The sequence below is a fragment of the Pseudomonas boreofloridensis genome, assembly GCF_030580795.1.
In the GTDB taxonomy this organism is placed as follows: domain Bacteria; phylum Pseudomonadota; class Gammaproteobacteria; order Pseudomonadales; family Pseudomonadaceae; genus Aquipseudomonas; species Aquipseudomonas boreofloridensis.
The window spans coordinates 173,629-189,088 of the sequence record NZ_JAUQOQ010000006.1 but is presented as its reverse complement, the minus strand read 5'-3'; the positions used below and the strand labels follow the sequence as shown (position 1 = coordinate 189,088).

The 15,460-nt window shown below is 63.8% G+C and carries 14 protein-coding genes and 1 riboswitch; of the genes, 7 read left to right on the top strand and 7 right to left on the bottom strand.

The genetic code is table 11. The features are described 5' to 3' along the window. Nucleotides 1-72: 72 nt before the first annotated feature. Together Q6A47_RS09750 and Q6A47_RS09745 are read right to left on the bottom strand one after the other, a co-directional pair. The gene (locus Q6A47_RS09750; protein ID WP_304484180.1) at nt 73-678 is read right to left on the bottom strand and encodes a DJ-1/PfpI family protein; all 606 of its coding nucleotides are present in this window, start codon (nt 676-678) and stop codon (nt 73-75) included. A gap of 33 nt (nt 679-711) precedes the next feature. Then, on the bottom strand, nt 712-1,116 hold the full coding sequence (locus Q6A47_RS09745; RefSeq protein WP_295481984.1) for a DUF2251 domain-containing protein: 405 nt from the start codon (nt 1,114-1,116) through the stop codon (nt 712-714). A gap of 111 nt (nt 1,117-1,227) precedes the next feature. Further along, a riboswitch (cobalamin riboswitch) is annotated at nt 1,228-1,434 on the top strand. A 109-nt stretch (nt 1,435-1,543) separates the two neighbouring features. Between Q6A47_RS09745 and Q6A47_RS09740 the strand changes: the two genes are divergently transcribed. From Q6A47_RS09740 to Q6A47_RS09730, 3 genes are read left to right on the top strand one after another with little or no spacing between them, the layout of a single operon-like run. Further along, the gene (locus Q6A47_RS09740) at nt 1,544-2,320 is read left to right on the top strand and encodes an ABC transporter ATP-binding protein (RefSeq protein WP_039583185.1); all 777 of its coding nucleotides are present in this window, start codon (nt 1,544-1,546) and stop codon (nt 2,318-2,320) included. Beyond that, on the top strand, nt 2,317-3,285 hold the full coding sequence (locus Q6A47_RS09735; RefSeq protein WP_304484179.1) for an ABC transporter substrate-binding protein: 969 nt from the start codon (nt 2,317-2,319) through the stop codon (nt 3,283-3,285). The genes Q6A47_RS09740 and Q6A47_RS09735 overlap by 4 nt, the downstream gene beginning before the upstream one ends. Further along, complete coding sequence (locus tag Q6A47_RS09730) at nt 3,285-4,307, top strand: FecCD family ABC transporter permease (RefSeq protein WP_295481980.1); 1,023 nt, start codon at nt 3,285-3,287, stop codon at nt 4,305-4,307. Before Q6A47_RS09735 ends, Q6A47_RS09730 begins: the two co-directional genes overlap by 1 nt. Nucleotides 4,308-4,383: 76 nt before the next feature. Here Q6A47_RS09730 and Q6A47_RS09725 read toward each other — a convergent pair whose 3' ends face one another. Next, nucleotides 4,384-4,905: an acyloxyacyl hydrolase gene (locus Q6A47_RS09725; protein ID WP_029614246.1), complete on the bottom strand. Its 522-nt coding sequence runs from the start codon at nt 4,903-4,905 to the stop codon at nt 4,384-4,386. A 221-nt stretch (nt 4,906-5,126) separates the two neighbouring features. Continuing rightward, nucleotides 5,127-5,993, bottom strand: a complete 867-nt coding sequence (gene ptrR / locus Q6A47_RS09720) for a putrescine utilization regulator PtrR (RefSeq protein WP_304484178.1) — start codon at nt 5,991-5,993, stop codon at nt 5,127-5,129. 117 nt (nt 5,994-6,110) lie between these two features. Here ptrR and Q6A47_RS09715 point away from each other — a divergent pair, with 117 nt between their 5' ends. The 4 genes from Q6A47_RS09715 to Q6A47_RS09700 all read left to right on the top strand — a co-directional run bounded on the left by Q6A47_RS09715 (nt 6,111) and on the right by Q6A47_RS09700 (nt 11,643). Beyond that, nucleotides 6,111-7,496 carry an aldehyde dehydrogenase family protein gene (locus tag Q6A47_RS09715; protein WP_304484177.1) on the top strand — a complete coding sequence of 462 codons (1,386 nt, stop codon included), beginning with the start codon at nt 6,111-6,113 and terminating at the stop codon, nt 7,494-7,496. Between the two features lie 257 nt (nt 7,497-7,753). Beyond that, complete coding sequence (locus Q6A47_RS09710) at nt 7,754-8,824, top strand: enoyl-CoA hydratase/isomerase family protein (RefSeq protein WP_304484176.1); 1,071 nt, start codon at nt 7,754-7,756, stop codon at nt 8,822-8,824. Nucleotides 8,825-8,839: 15 nt separating this feature from the next. Next, nucleotides 8,840-9,991 (top strand): acyl-CoA dehydrogenase family protein, encoded by a 1,152-nt coding sequence (locus Q6A47_RS09705; RefSeq protein WP_304484175.1) that lies wholly within the window; start codon nt 8,840-8,842, stop codon nt 9,989-9,991. A 587-nt stretch (nt 9,992-10,578) separates the two neighbouring features. Beyond that, nucleotides 10,579-11,643, top strand: a complete 1,065-nt coding sequence (locus tag Q6A47_RS09700; RefSeq protein WP_304484174.1) for a 3-deoxy-7-phosphoheptulonate synthase — start codon at nt 10,579-10,581, stop codon at nt 11,641-11,643. Between the two features lie 24 nt (nt 11,644-11,667). Here the strand turns inward: Q6A47_RS09700 and Q6A47_RS09695 are convergent, their stop codons facing one another. From Q6A47_RS09695 to Q6A47_RS09685, 3 genes are read right to left on the bottom strand one after another with little or no spacing between them, the layout of a single operon-like run. Beyond that, nucleotides 11,668-13,044: a hypothetical protein gene (locus Q6A47_RS09695; RefSeq protein ID WP_304484173.1), complete on the bottom strand. Its 1,377-nt coding sequence runs from the start codon at nt 13,042-13,044 to the stop codon at nt 11,668-11,670. A 51-nt stretch (nt 13,045-13,095) separates the two neighbouring features. After that, nucleotides 13,096-14,496 carry a hypothetical protein gene (locus tag Q6A47_RS09690; RefSeq protein WP_304484172.1) on the bottom strand — a complete coding sequence of 467 codons (1,401 nt, stop codon included), beginning with the start codon at nt 14,494-14,496 and terminating at the stop codon, nt 13,096-13,098. A gap of 49 nt (nt 14,497-14,545) precedes the next feature. Next, the gene (locus Q6A47_RS09685; protein WP_304484171.1) at nt 14,546-15,415 is read right to left on the bottom strand and encodes an Ig-like domain-containing protein; all 870 of its coding nucleotides are present in this window, start codon (nt 15,413-15,415) and stop codon (nt 14,546-14,548) included. Nucleotides 15,416-15,460: the final 45 nt, after the last annotated feature.

The following is a 15,460-nucleotide window of genomic DNA, read 5'->3' as shown; positions in this document are numbered from 1 at the left end:
TTACCCTCTGGAGTATGCCGGACACATCCTGAAACGATTAATGAAATCTGCTCATGTCACCCCTGGCACTGTTCAGGGGTGCTCGGTCCAGTCGAACGCCATCTGCCGGGCCGTGCGCTCGGCCAAGGCTCGGCTGTGAAGACGCTCGACCAGGTGCAGGCTCATGTCGATACCGGCGCTGATGCCGGCCGAGGTGACCAAGGCGCCTTGGTCGACCCAGCGCACGCCCTCGAGCACGTCCAATGCCGGGAACATGGCCTTCAGATCAGCGATGTCTTCCCAGTGAGTGGTCACCTGCAGGCCATCGAGCTTGCCGGTGCGGGCCAGCAGGAACGCGCCGGTGCACACCGACGCCACCGTGCGATCAGGCCGGCACTGTTCACGGATCCAGTCGATCACCTCGGCTTTGGCCAGCTCAGCAGTGACCACACCGCCCGGCACGATCAGGCAATCCAGCGTCGGGTGGTCGTTGATGCTGTAGTCGGGATCGATCTTCAAACCTGCCCGGGCATGAACGGCCGTCCGCGTGCGGCCGAGGGTGAAGACGCAGAACAGCGGCTGCTCGCTGGCAGCGCTGCGTTCGTGCATGCGTGTAGCCGTGGTGAAGACTTCGTACGGTCCTGCAAAGTCCAGCACTTCGACGTCATCGAAGACGTAGATACCGATATTCAGCGACATTCAAGATCACTCCACTACACGGCGGACAAAGGCTCAGGCGAACAGTTGCAAGGCGTCGTCCGTCCACTCATGCCCTTGCTCGGACCAACCTTTGCCGACGGCAGGCGGGAAGCCGGTGCGGCAGTAACCCCGTTTGGCTTGGAAGTCGAAAATGGCGTGGGGGAAGTCGTTGATCAGCAGCACGGCTTTGAGGTGATCCTCGGACCAGCCGATCTTGACCTGCGAGGCTTTGTCGCGGTCGGAAATCTGCTCGACGTTATAGATGTGCAGCGCGTCCTGAATCGGGTTTTCAGCGCACGACGTGTCCAGAGCGTAGAAATAACCCGTCTCGCCATCATCTTCAAAGACCACGACATAGGCGCCCTGCTGCGCGGGGGCTTCAGCGACCAACTCGGTGCCGGGAAACAATTCGCTGTCTGCTGCTAGATAGATTGGCATCAGTTCCATCCTTGCTGTCGATAAAGAGCTCGATCATGGTTCAGGTTCGCCAATCACTGCAAGCGGCCAGGCGCGCCGGATCGGTTGACGCATGGCCGACATAAATGCTCAGATGCGCCCCTTGTTTCAGGTGTCCCCGGCCGCCGCGTCGGGGATTAAACGGGAAGCCGGTGCCTCGCCCTTGGCGAGCAGTCCGGCGCTGCCCCCGCAACGGTAGGCGAGCGAGACATTCGATACACCACTGTGCCCAGGGCATGGGAAGGTGAATGTCTCAGGTTCCTCGCAAGCCCGGAGACCGGCCTGCTGCAGCTATTGGCAACTCCCGCGGCGGGCGGGCACTGGCCGGTTTTCGCGAGCGTCTGCGCGCGTCACCCGCGTGCACCTGCGCCGTAGGGGAATCTTCAATTCCGCGATGGTCGGCTCGTGCATGTCCTGCCCTACCCTGCATCTCCACGCGCTGCACTGGTCGCCTCACGGCGCGCCACGGCCATTGCTGGACAACATCGATCTGCACGTTGGTCCTGGCGAGTTCGTCGGCCTGATCGGCCCCAACGGCAGCGGCAAGACTAGCCTGCTGCGGTGTGCCTACCGCTTCAGCCGGCCCGATGCCGGCCAGGTACGACTCGAAGGTGAAGACATCTGGCAGCGCACGCCGCGCTGGGCTGCCCAGCGCATCGCCGTGATGCTGCAGGAATTTCCCGAAGACTTCGGGCTTAGCGTGCGCGACGTGGTGGCCATGGGCCGAACACCGCACCAGGGCTGGTTCGATGGCGACGCCGATACCGCGCTGATCGACACCACGCTGGACCGCCTGGGCCTGCTGCCCCGCGCATTGGACGCCTTCACGTGCCTGTCTGGTGGTGAAAAACAACGGGTATTGCTGGCCCGCGCACTGGTGCAGCAGCCGAGGCTGCTGATCCTCGACGAGCCCACCAATCACCTGGATCCCCGCTTCCAACTGGCCCTGCTGCAACAACTGCGCGGCACCGGCCTGAGCCTGCTGGCCAGTTTCCACGACCTCAACCTGGCCGCCGCCTTCTGCGATCGGTTGTACGTGCTCGACGCCGGTCGCGTAGTGGCCCACGGCACACCGCAGCAGGTGCTCACCGAGCAGTGCCTGGCCGAGGTCTTCGGTGTGCGCGCGCTGGTCGACTGCCACCCCTTGGCGCCCCATCCACGCATCACTTGGATCAGTCCCGCATGAAAGCGTTGTTCGCCTACCTGGCCCTGCTGGCCGCCCTGCCCCTCGCCGCTCAGGCGGCGCCTTACCCGGTGACCGTTCGCAGTTGCGACCGCGACGTGACCTTCGATCACGCGCCGCAACGCGCGGTCAGCCATGACATCAACCTCACCGGCATGCTGCTGGCTCTGGGACTGCGCGATCACATGGCCGGCTACAGCGGCATCAGCGGCTGGAAGACGCTGGATCCGAGCCTGCGCCAGGCGCTCGACGGCTTGCCGGAACTTGCCCCGCGCTATGTCTCGGTCGAAAACCTGCTCGATGCCGATACCGACTTCTTCTTCGCCGGCTGGGCCTACGGCATGCGCATCGGCGGTCCGGTCACGCCACAGACCCTGGCGCCTTTCGATATACCGGTGTACGAGCTGAGCGAGTCCTGCTCCTGGATCATGCCTCAGCGTCACGCCAGTCTCGATGACCTTTACCGTGACCTGGACAACCTGGGACGGATTTTCGATGTCCGCGAGCGCGCCGCTGCCCTGGTGCGGCACATGCGCCAGCGCATTGAGCAGGTGGCGCAACGTACCGCCCACGCACCTCAGCGTGCGCGGGTGTTCCTCTATGACAGCGGCGAGGACCGGCCGATGACGTCCGGTCGCCTGGGAATGCCGCAGGCGCTGATCGATGCCGCGGGAGGGGACAACGTCATGGACGATCTGGCCGCCAGTTGGACCCATGTGAATTGGGAGAGTGTGGTAGAGCGCGACCCTCAGGTGATCGTCATCGTCGACTATGGCCCGACGACCTGGCAGCAGAAACGCGACTTCCTGCTCGCCCAGCCGGCGCTGGCCAGCGTCGAGGCGATCCGCAAGCAGCGCTTCGTGGTGCTGTCCTACCTGCAGGTCACGCCGTCGGTTCAAAACGCCGAGGCGATCGAGGTCTTGGCCAAGGCCCTGCATCCCGAGTTGTTCGCCGAGGCCCAGCGGTGATGCCGATTCGCAGCAGCGCACGCTATCGCCTGCTGATGCTGGCGCTGCTGGCCATGCTGCTGCTGTCGTGTCTGCTGTCGCTGGGCTTTGGCTCGGCCCAGGTGGCACTGGGCAAGGTGCTGGGTATCGTCCTGCACCACGTCGGCTTGGCCGAGTCGGGAGACTGGAGCCGTGGCCAGGCGCAGATCGTCTGGCAGATTCGCGCGCCACGCGTGCTGTTGGGCGCGTTGGTCGGCGCAGGCCTGGCGCTGGTGGGCGGCGCACTGCAGGCGGTGACCCGCAATCCGCTGGCCGACCCGCACCTGCTGGGCGTGAGTGCCGGCGCGGTGTTCGGCGCAGTCCTGGTGGTGCTGTTTCTCGGCCCCTTTGCCGGGGTCTTCAGCTTGCCGCTGGCGGCGTTCATCGGCGCACTGGGCAGCATGCTGCTGGTGCTCGGGGTAGCCAGCCGGGGCGGCCGACTGGAAAGTGATCGCCTACTGTTGGCGGGGGTCGCGGTGTCATTCGTCGTGATGGCCACGGCCAACTTGCTGCTGTACACCGGTGATCCGCATGCCGCAGCGTCGGTGATGTTCTGGATGCTCGGCGGACTGGGCTTGGCGCAGTGGTCGTTGCTGTGGCTGCCGGCGCTCTGCGTGCTGGCCGGGTTCGCGCTGCTGATGAGCCAGGCGCGGGCGCTCAATGCGCTGATGAGCGGCGAGCAAACCGCCGTGAGCCTGGGTTTCGATACCCGCGCGGTGCGTGCTCGGGTGTTCGTCGGCACGGCGCTGCTGACCGGGGTGCTGGTGTCGCTGTCCGGCGCCATTGGCTTCGTCGGCCTGATGCTGCCGCACATGGCGCGGCGTCTGGTAGGCGCGGAACATCGGCGGCTACTGCCCGCCTGCGCCCTGCTCGGCGCGCTGTTCATGATCTGGGTGGATGTGGGCGCGCGAACGCTGATCGCCCCGCAGGACTTGCCGATCGGCATCGCCACAGCGGCCATCGGTGGCGTGTTCTTCATCCTGCTGTTGCGGCGCAAGCACTGAGCCTGCGAGAGGAAGAAACGGGCCGCTTGCCCGAACTGCACCGCCAACTTGACGCCGGCGGTGCAGCGCTCAGCGCTTAGAACGCGGCGCTGTAGAACAGCGCATACGACTCGATACCGTCGTTAGGCTGCTTGATACCGGCGTTGGAGTAGTGCGTAGCACGGATGCCAACCTTCTGCTGACCCGGCAGCTTCACGCCGAAACCGATACGGTCTTCGAAGTTGAACGCTGAACCCAGCTTCTGATCGCCCACGTCGGTTTTAGAGAACACGGCGACACCGACACCGGCTTCGATGAACGGCACGTAGCCCGAGTCGCCGAATTCATAGGTGAACACCGGGCTGAACGACAGCGAGTGCGCGCCGCTGTAGTCACCGCCTTCCCAGTAGGTGTAGCCGGCGTCCCAGTAACCGCTGACGTGACCGACGCTGCTTTGCAGCCATTTCTTGTCCCAATCGAAAGACATACCCAGGCGATAGGTCATGTCGCCCTGACTGGTGACGCCCACGGCGCCCGACACTTGGGCGGCCTGTGCCAATTGCGTACCGGCCAGCGCCAGCACTGCCACGGCCAACGAGGTGGCGAGACGGTTCTTCATCAATGACTACTCCAGGTGGACTTCACGGGCAGGCAGTCGATGGTGGGCGGCCTGCAACAATTGGGGTTGTGCCCCTCTATTTTGCGCCTGTGCCCACAACATCCCATCTGGGACACAAGAAGTAATACATCGGCGATTATTAGCACGCCGACGCCAAGATGAAAGTCATTTGCCACTATTTCGTGAAAAAAATGTTAGCAAGACATCGATTTTGGCCAATCTCACCTGTTCGTCTGCTCTTCCAACAGCCGGATGAACATGCTCAAGCTTCGCGATACGGTACCGCGACGCCACACCAGCCAGGTCCTGAGGTAGCGAAAATCCTCACACAACGGCCAGGCGCTGACGGTGCTCGCCCCTGGCATGCTGTCGAGCATGCTGCGCGGCATCAACGCCAGACCGGCCCCGGCGCTGACGCAGGCGAGCATGCCGTGGTAGGACTCCATCTCATGGATCTTGCCTGGCACCGCGTGGTCTTTGACGAACCAGCTTTCGAAGTGATGGCGATAGGAGCAGTTGGCACGAAAGGCATAGATGTTCTGGCCGTTGACATCCTGGGCACGACCGATCGGCGCGTGGTTCAACGGCGCGATGACCATCATTTCCTCTTCGAAGACCGCAATGCCTTCCAACGTCGGGTGCAATACCGGGCCATCGACGAAGGCCGCCACCAGGCGTCCGGACAATACCCCTTCGAGCATGGTCCCCGACGGCCCGGTGGACAGGTCCAGGTCGACCTTCGGATAGCGCTGGTTGTAGGCCGCCAGCAGTGCCGGAATGCGCACCGCCGCCGTGCTTTCCAGAGAACCGAGGGCGAAGGTGCCCTGCGGATCCTCCCCGGCGACCGTGGCGCGGGCCTCCTGTACCAGATCCAGGATACGCCGGGTGTAGTCGAGAAAATTCCAGCCCGCCGGTGACAGCCGCAATCGGCTTTTCTCGCGGATGAACAACGCCACGCCCAAGTCTTCTTCCAATTGCTTGATGCGGGTGGTCAGGTTCGACGGTACTCGATGAATCTGTTGAGCCGCGGCGCTGATGCTGCCGTGCTCGGCGACTGCCTTGAACATCTCCAGTTGCACCAGGTCCACAGCCTTTCTCCATTCGTGAATGATTCGCTCAGTATTATTCAGTTTTCATCAAATCGATACGCTTTTAGTCTGGCCTCAATTGAAACGACACCGTCCAGGACAACAAGAGGAACAGCCATGAGTGCCATCAGCAGCCTGACCCATGCCATTTCCGTCGATCCCTTCACCGGCGAGCAGATCGGCGTCTACCCGTACGACACCGAGGCCGCACTGGACGCGGCCTTGCAGCGGGCCAAGCACGGATACACTCACTGGCGCCAAGTATCGCTGGCGCAACGCAGCGCTTACCTGCGTGCCCTGGCCGAGGCCTTGCAGAGCCGTCACGAAGCCTTTGCCCAGATGATCGCCCGCGAGATCGGCAAGCCGATCGTCCAGGCGCGCGGTGAAGTGAGCAAGTGCGTCGGCCTGTGCCAGTGGTATGCCGAACACGGTCCGGCCATGCTTGCCCCTGAGGCCACGCAAGTGGAGAAGGCGCGCATCGAGTACCGTCCGTTGGGCCCGATTCTAGCGGTGATGCCCTGGAACTTCCCGATCTGGCAGGTCTTGCGCGGCGCCGTGCCGGCCTTGCTGGCGGGCAACACCTATGTGCTCAAACATGCACCGAACGTCATGGGCAGCGCCTATCTGCTGGCTGAACTGTTCAATCTGGCGGGTCTGCCGCAGGGCGTGTTCGAGGTGATCAACGTCACCCCCGACGGCGTGACCCGTGCGATCAACGACCCACGTATCGCCGCCGTGACCCTCACCGGCAGCGTGCGCGCTGGCATGGCCATCGGTGCCCAGGCCGGCGCCGCGTTGAAGAAGTGCGTGCTGGAACTCGGTGGGTCGGACCCCTTCATCGTGCTGGCCGATGCCGACCTGGACGAAGCGGCCAAGGCTGCGGTGATCGGTCGCTACCAGAACACCGGGCAAGTCTGCGCGGCGGCCAAGCGCTTCATCATCGAGGACAGCATCGTCGAGGCGTTCAGCGAGAAGTTCGTCGCCGCCACCCGCGCGCTGCAGCTCGGCAATCCGCTGGACGACGACACCTACATCGGCCCGATGGCGCGCTTCGACCTGCGCGACGAACTCGACGGGCAAGTCCAGGCCACCTTGGCCGAAGGCGCTACACTGCTGCTCGGCGGCCACAAGCTCGACGGTGCGGCGAACTTCTACGCCCCCACGGTGCTCGGCGACGTCACCCCGGACATGACGGCCTTCAGGCAGGAATTGTTCGGCCCGGTGGCCGCGATCATCCGCGCTAGCGATGCGCAGCACGCGGTGGAACTGGCCAACGATAGCGATTTCGGTCTGGCTTCGACGATCTACACCGCCGATCTGGCCCTGGCCGAGCGCATGATTCCTGCGCTGGACACCGGCGCGGTGTTCATCAACGGCTACTGCGCCTCCGACCCCCGCGTGGCGTTCGGCGGTGTCAAGAAAAGCGGGTTCGGCCGTGAACTGTCGCACTTCGGCGTACGTGAGTTCTGCAACGTACAAACCGTGTGGCTGGACCGTCACTGATTCCTGTTCGAGCGAGCGACGTCGCAGCGGTGCAATGCCGCTGCGACGTCACATGATCTTCACTGGCCGCACCTTTCAAGCAAACCATTGCCCTGCCCTTGCGGTCCTATTCAGGACCCGCCCCTGACGCAAAAATGCACCCGAGCGCTGCACATTTGTCGATTGTGCCGGGTAAATATGCATGGCAGGATCCCTCGATCCTCCAGCGTATTTCCAGACTTCACATGGAAAATCAATAACAAAGCAGGGAGAACGCGATGACCGTCCACGCTCCACTTCCGTCCACCGATCATGTGCTGGCCGATGTCCGCAACCATATCGGCCACCTCACCCTCAACCGTCTCAGCGGCCTCAACGCCCTGACCTTGGAGATGGTGCGCAGCCTCCACCAGCACCTCCAGACCTGGGCGCAAGACCCACGGATCAAGGCGGTGGTGCTACGCGGCGAAGGCCCGAAAGGCTTCTGTGCCGGCGGCGACATCCGCTCGCTGCATGACAGCTACAAGGCCGGCAGCGACCTGCACGAGCGCTTCTTCGTCGAGGAGTACGCACTCGACCTGTGCATTCACCACTACCGCAAGCCGGTCCTGGTGATCATGGACGGTTTCACCCTCGGTGGTGGCATGGGCCTGGCCCAAGGCGCCGACCTGCGCATCGTCACCGAGCGCAGCCGGCTGGGCATGCCAGAAGTCGGTATCGGTTACTTCCCGGATGTCGGCGGCAGCTACTTCCTGTCGCGCATTCCGGGTGAGCTGGGTACCTACCTGGGGGTCAGCGGCACGCAGGTTCAGGCCGCTGATGCCCTGTATTGCGGGTTGGCGGACTGGTATCTGGCCAGCGACCGGCTCAGTACCCTGGACCAGGGCCTGGACGCGTTGAATTTCGGCAGTCATCCGCTCAAGGACCTGCAAGGTCTGCTGGCTAAACTGGGCACCCAAACCCTTGAGGATGCGCCACTGGCACGCCTGCGCCCGGTGATCGATCACTACTTCGGCCAGCCCGACCTGCCCAGCATCCTCGAACAACTGCGCAGCGTGCGCATCGGTGATAGCCAGCAGTGGGCGCACGCCACCGCCGACCTGCTGGAAACTCGCTCGCCTCTGGCCATGGCGGTGACGCTGGAGATGCTGCGTCGTGGTCGCCACCGCAGCCTGGAAGACTGCTTCGCCATGGAGCTGCACCTGGACCGCCAGTGGTTCGCCCACGGCGACATCGTCGAAGGGGTGCGCGCCTTGATCGTCGACAAGGACAAGCAGCCGCGCTGGAACCCACCGACCCTCGCCGCGCTGTCCAGCCAGCGGGTCGATCAATTCTTCGAAGGCCTGTGAGCCGGGAGTCGTAGCATGCAAGACCTGGAACTGAGCGAAGAGCAGATCATGATCCGCGACATGGCCCGCGACTTCGCGCGCGGCGAGATCGCACCCCATGCACAGGCCTGGGAGAAGGCCGGCTGGATCGATGACGCCGTGGTACGCGCCATGGGCGAGCTGGGCCTGCTGGGCATGGTGGTGCCCGACACCTTCGGCGGCAGCTACACCGACTACGTGGCCTACGCGCTGGCGGTGGAGGAAATCTCTGCCGGCGACGGCGCCATCGGCGCGCTGATGAGCATCCACAACTCGGTGGGCTGCGGTCCGCTGCTGGCCTATGGCACGGCCGAACAACAGCAGCAGTGGCTGCCACGCCTGGCCAGCGGCGAAGTGATCGGCTGCTTCTGCCTGACCGAGCCCCAGGCCGGCTCCGAAGCCCATAACCTGCGGACCCGCGCCGAGTGGGTCGACGGCCACTGGGTCATCGACGGGGCCAAGCAGTTCGTCAGCAACGCCAAGCGCGCCGGACTGGCCATCGTCTTCGCCGTCACCGACCCGCAGTTGGGCAAGAAGGGCCTGTCGGCCTTCCTGGTGGAGACCGACAACCCCGGCTTCAAGGTCGACCGCAGCGAACACAAGATGGGCATCCGCGCCTCCGACACCTGCGCCGTGACCCTCGACGCCTGCCGTATCCCCGAGGCCAACCGGCTGGGCGAGCGCGGCAAGGGCCTGGCCATCGCCTTGTCCAACCTCGAAGGCGGACGCATCGGCATCGCCGCCCAGGCCCTGGGCATCGCCCGCGCGGCCTTCGAAGCCGCGCTCACCTATTCGCGCGAGCGTATCCAGTTCGGCAAGCCGATCAACGAGCACCAGAGCATCGCCAACCTGTTGGCCGACATGCAGGTGCAGCTCAACGCCGCGCGGCTGCTGATCCTGCATGCAGCGCGCCTGCGCAGTGCGGGAAAACCCTGCCTGTCGGAGGCCTCGCAAGCCAAGCTGTTCGCCTCGGAAATGGCCGAACGGGTGTGCTCAATGGCGATTCAGGTGCATGGCGGGTATGGGTATCTGGAGGACTATCCGGTCGAGAAGTACTACCGGGATGCGCGAATCACCCAGATCTACGAGGGATCGAGCGAGATCCAGCGCATGCTGATCGCGCGGGAACTCAAGCACTGTGCGGTCTGACAGCCCTTCATCTCCGGCACTCGTTGCACACGCGGGTGCCTGAACGCCGCGTGCAATCGCCCCGATAGCATTTACCGATTGAACACCGCGCAGCGCTGCAGTAAGCTCGGTTTCATTCATTGGAGAGCAACATGTCGAAACACACCTGCAATCACGCCATCACCGCCGGACGCCTCGTGCGCCCTGTGCTGGCCGTTGCCGGTCGTGATGTCGCGGCCTGCTCCTATTTTGGGTATTGGTTTAGCCACTAGGCGCCGATACCCACCCGGCGCCCACCTTCGAGGGGCCGCCGAACATGAGACTACTCAAACCCCCGGTCGGCCCCCCGATCGGGGGTTTTGCGTTTAACGGCTTCTACATTCGTTCAGCACTTCTGAGGACAACACCATGAACTACGTCAGCTATCCCTACGCCTTCCCCCACGCCTGGCGATTTAGCCATTCCCGTTCGGGCCAGCCTGCCGCCTCCGTACGGACCCTGACCGGTGGCAATGCTGCACGCAACGCTCATCCGACAACCTGTCGAACACCTCGATAGGGCCGACGGCGCGGGCCCACACCCGCCGTCCGCCCAAGGAAAACCTCGCCATGCATTCTTCGAACCTCGCCTTGCCCCTGACCCAACCCGTTGCGGCCAACGCCGCCGTCAGCCAACGCCTACCCAGCCCGCACCTGCTCAAGCAGCAGATGCCGCTCTGCAGCGAACTCGCGCAACAGGTCCATGACCATCGCCAGGCCGTGCGCGCCATTCTCGACGGCCGTGACTCACGTCTGCTGGTGGTGGTCGGCCCCTGCTCGATCCACGACCCGCGCTCAGCCCTTGAGTACGCCGACCGCCTCGCCGCCCTGAGCCGTGAGCTGAGCGACCAGTTGCTGCTGGTGATGCGCGCCTACGTCGAGAAACCACGGACCACCGTCGGCTGGAAAGGCCTGGCCTACGATCCACACCTGGACGGCAGCGACGACATGCACGCCGGCATCGCCCTGTCGCGGGGCTTGATGCTGGGCATGCTCGAACGCGGTCTGCCGATCGCCACCGAACTGTTGCAGCCCATGGCTGCCGGCTACTTCGACGACCTGCTGAGCTGGGCCGCCATCGGCGCGCGTACCACCGAGTCGCAGATTCACCGGGAGATGGTCAGTGGCCTGGAACTGCCAGTCGGTTTCAAGAACGGCACCGATGGCGGCCTAGCCGTCGCCACCGACGCCATGCGCAGTGCCGTCGCGGGTCATCGTCATTTCGGCATGGACGCCCAGGGTCATCCCGCGATCATCGAGACCTTCGGCAATCCGGATACGCACCTGGTACTGCGTGGCGGGCACAAAGGCCCGAACTACGACGCCGACAGCCTTGCACTGGCCCGACAAGGCCTGGCCAAAGCCGGTTTGCAGGCTCGGATCATGGTCGATTGCAGCCACGCCAACAGCGGCAAGGACCCTGCGCGTCAGCCGGCAGTGTTCGAGGACGTGCTGGATCAACGCCTGGCCGGCGACACCTCGATCATCGGCGTGATGATCGAGGGGCATCTGTTCGAGGGTTGCCAGACATTGGGCAAAGGCGCCTTGAAGTACGGGGTGTCGATCACCGATGGCTGCCTGGGTTGGGACAACACCGCCGAGCTGCTGCGCGATGCAGCCCGGCGATTGGCCTAAACGGGATGCCGCAGCCCGGGGCCATCAGCGGTTCTGATCTTCGGGCCGGAAGATGAAGATCGCACCGGCGCCGGCCGTCAGGTTCACCCGTATCACCGGCATGAAACGGCGTGTGGCACTGAAGTACTGGCGCTGGATCAGGCTCGCCTGGTCCTCGCGTCCGTTGACCGGGTAGTAGATCGCTTCGATGGGCAGTTTCTCGGGAATGTTCGGGGGCCAGGCGGCAATGATCATCTCGTTGTGCGCCCCTCCGTTGCTGCGCACGTCCACGTTAAGTTGAAACTGCGCAGCGTCGGGACGTGGCTCCATGCTGAAGGCACAGTTGCCTGCCCCAGTGTTGCCGTACCGTGCCCGCCACTGCGCCACCGTGGTGATGCCCTGCGACAGGCAACTGGCGCGGCAACTATTGGGTGTGGAACTGGTGCCCGCATTGGCCGGGTAAGCGCACCTGAGCGTCGCGGGCTGGGTCACTGGGTAGTCGGCAGGTTTAAAGATAAGGCCCGCCTGATTATTGGCCAGACGAACGGTGCCGACGTCCGCCCGCACATAGGAGAACGAAACACCATTACGGCCGACCGAGTTGGGCGAAGGATTCCACGCGCGGAAACTGTCGGCTGCGCCTGTGGCCCGGATCAATACGCCATTGCAGTAATACGCGGGGGTGTTATTGCGACAGCGCGTGGCAGTGTCGCGGTACCGGCCGTTCAACTGGTCAGCCAGCGTATAACCGCTGTAGAGCTGATCCTGCTGGTCGAAACCGAACGCGCTCGTAGCGCGAGTCGAATCCAGGCGCAACACCGGCAGCCACTGACGTGTACGCGAGAACCAGGCCTGCTGCGCACGCTGGGCCAACAGCAGCGCATCGGAACGCCCGGCGGGGTAATACAATGCCTCGATCGCCACCTGCGCGGGCTGCGTTTCGTCCCAGTTCGCAACGTACACCTGCGCTGCGTTCGGGCGCTGCCTGACCTGATAATCCTTGCCCTGCGCCCTGGCATCCAGATGGCTCATCAGCACGTAACCGACTTGGCCCTGCCCACCTCGAGGCGCCAGGTCAGCGCGTAGATACTCCAACTGCTCGGTACCGCGGGCGCGGGCTTCGATATCGTGCTCCCAGAAGATCGCGGCGCGACTGTCCAGCACTGGCTTGACCAGAACACCGCTGCAGGCGTAGTCCGGTTGATTGCGCACGCACCGAATCGGCGTGCTGGCCAGGCGGGCGTTGAGTCCCTGCGCCACGTCCAGCCCCTGATCGGCGGCAGCCTGAGCGAGCAGCGCCTGGGCCGCCATGCTTGAGGAAGCCGTCGTGTCGGGATCGGCCAGGGGCTGCAGCGCGTAGACAGGATGGAACGCCAGGCACAATGAAAGCAGCAGTGATCTGCCAAGGGTTACGATAGTCATGACGGTGTCTCCACCTGTGCGGTGATCGATGGCTGAGAGGCGAAACCTTCGCTACTCGACGTTCTGGTCGTCGGGGTTGTAGGTCACCAGGCGGTTGGGCGGCGGTGTGGGATTCAGGAACAGCACCGGTAAATACCGGCCGAGGGTGTCGCGCACGTACTCACGCTGGAAGACCTGGGCGTTCGCCCGGCCGTTGGCTGCCGAATAGATGAACGACTCCAGCGGTAACTGCGCCGCCACGTTCTGCGGCCACACGGCCATCATTAACTCATTCCAAGCGTTGACGAAGCCCGTCTGGCGGTTGCGCAGATCGATCAGCACACGAAACGCCGCCGCATCGTTGCCGAAGGCGCACCCCGGATTGGTCCCGCTGCCGTACCTGGCGCGCCAAGCCGCTGTGGTGGTGATGCCCAGCGCTGCACATTGGCCGCGGAAGGTACAGGGATCGGCAGCGCTGCTGGTGGCGGCGTCCAGGGGATAGCCGCAGCGCAGGGTGAGCGGTTGCGTCACGGCGTAGCCTGACTCGCGCAGGATGAAACCTTGCGTGTGGTATGTCGTCGCGACGGACGTGTCCGCAGAGAACCAACTGAACGACACGCTGTTATTGCGCTGCGACCCCGGACTCGGGTTCCAAGTGCGATAGCGGCCGACGTCGGCGATGTTGGTGGTCCTGACCCAGACCCCCTGGCAGTAATAGCGCGCCCTGCCGTCAGGACAGGTGGCCGTCACCGTGGTGAAGCGCTGGTTGATCCGCTCAGCGATCAGATAGCCATCGTACAGCTGTTCGCTCTGATCGAAGCCGAACACAGCGCCAACACCGCCGCTATAGCGCAGGATCGGCAACCAGGCTGCTGTTGCCTTGAACCACTGCAGTTGTGAGCGCTGAGCCCGGAACAGGTCATTGGGAACGGCGGGATTGTAGTAGAGCGCCTCGATGGCGATCTGGTTGGGCTGTGCCGCATTCCAGTTGGTGACCTGAACCTCGCCGGGTCTGGGGCGTGCCTTGACCTCATAGGGCTTTTCGGTGGCCAGCGCATCGAACCGTGACATCAGGACATAACCGCCACGCCCTGGCAGCGCCCCCTGCTGGCGATCACTGCGCAAATAGACGAATGCTTCACTGCCTCGGGCGTTGGCCTCGGCGTCGTGCTCCCAGAAGCGAGCCGTATGAGTAGCCGCCATGGGACGCACCAATACGCCACTGCAGGCATAGTCCGGCTGATTGCGTACGCAGGCAGAAGGTGTGCTGACCAGACGTTGGTTCAGCGTCGCGGCGATGGATAGCCCTTGCTCGACCGCCGCCGTGGCTGCAGCCAGCCGGCTCTCTGTGAGCGCCTCGATCGAGTCAGAGGGGGCGACCAGCGCATGGCCTGGGGGTGACTGCAGATACGTCAGGACAAACAGTAGGCAGCAGGCCAGAGCGCTTGCCCTGGGCAGCATCGACTTTTTCATGGTGGCATTCCTCGTTGAATGCTGCTGGGTTACGCCCAATCGTGTGCGATCAGTCGATACCCACCACCTGGCGCAAATTGTTCGCTTGGGTCGACTCAGCAGTGATCTTCAGCGTCACCGGATTCAAGGTGACAGCGGTACCCGCCCCCAGTGACTCCCCCCACAACGGCGCACGGGGGTCCAAGGCCTGCGGCAGGTCAGCGCCGTAATACTCGACCATCGCCCTGAAGTCGCGCTCCTGGGGCATGGACATCCCCAGCGAATCACACAGGCGTTTGGCGTTCTGCCAGGTCACGGCGCTGGTGGAGAGCACCTCGAGGCCTCTGATGCCGGTTACGGTCAGTGAGTACGACTGAGCGCCTTGCGGCGTCCGGGCAGTGATCGTGCTCTGGCCATTGCGCAGCAAGGTCACCCTGCCTGTGCTGTTGACCGCCGCCACACTCTGGTCACTGCTGGTGTAGGCCGTGGCGCCGGGCAAGGCACGATCGTAGTACACGAACCCTGGCAGCGTTTTGGGCAGGCGGACTTGTCCGTTGGCATACAGCGGTCGGTAGAGATGCCTGCTCAGGTCGACCTGATGGTCTCCGCTAAACCCTTGCTCCACCTCAAAGGCAATGCTGGGGCTGCTACCCGCTGCGGCCAGGGTGTAATAAATCGTCAGCCGATCAGCGACGTGGTCGAGAAACAACTGTTTAGGGATACGCAGCGTAACCGGCCGGCCGCTGGTACCGATGGGCAGGTTCGCACTGGTGTACAGCCGTTGCCCGCTGCCCTCCATTTCCAGCACCAGGTTAAGCACATCACGCGCATGCGCTGCGCTCACAGTCATGACCACGGGCAGTCCGGTGCTCGGAATCTTCAGTGGATCGAGCTTGCCGTCCTGCACGAGGGCCACGGACGGTACAGTCAGATCGTTCATGAACGCTCTCCAGATAAGCCGTCGCAGTGACGACTAGAAAGTACA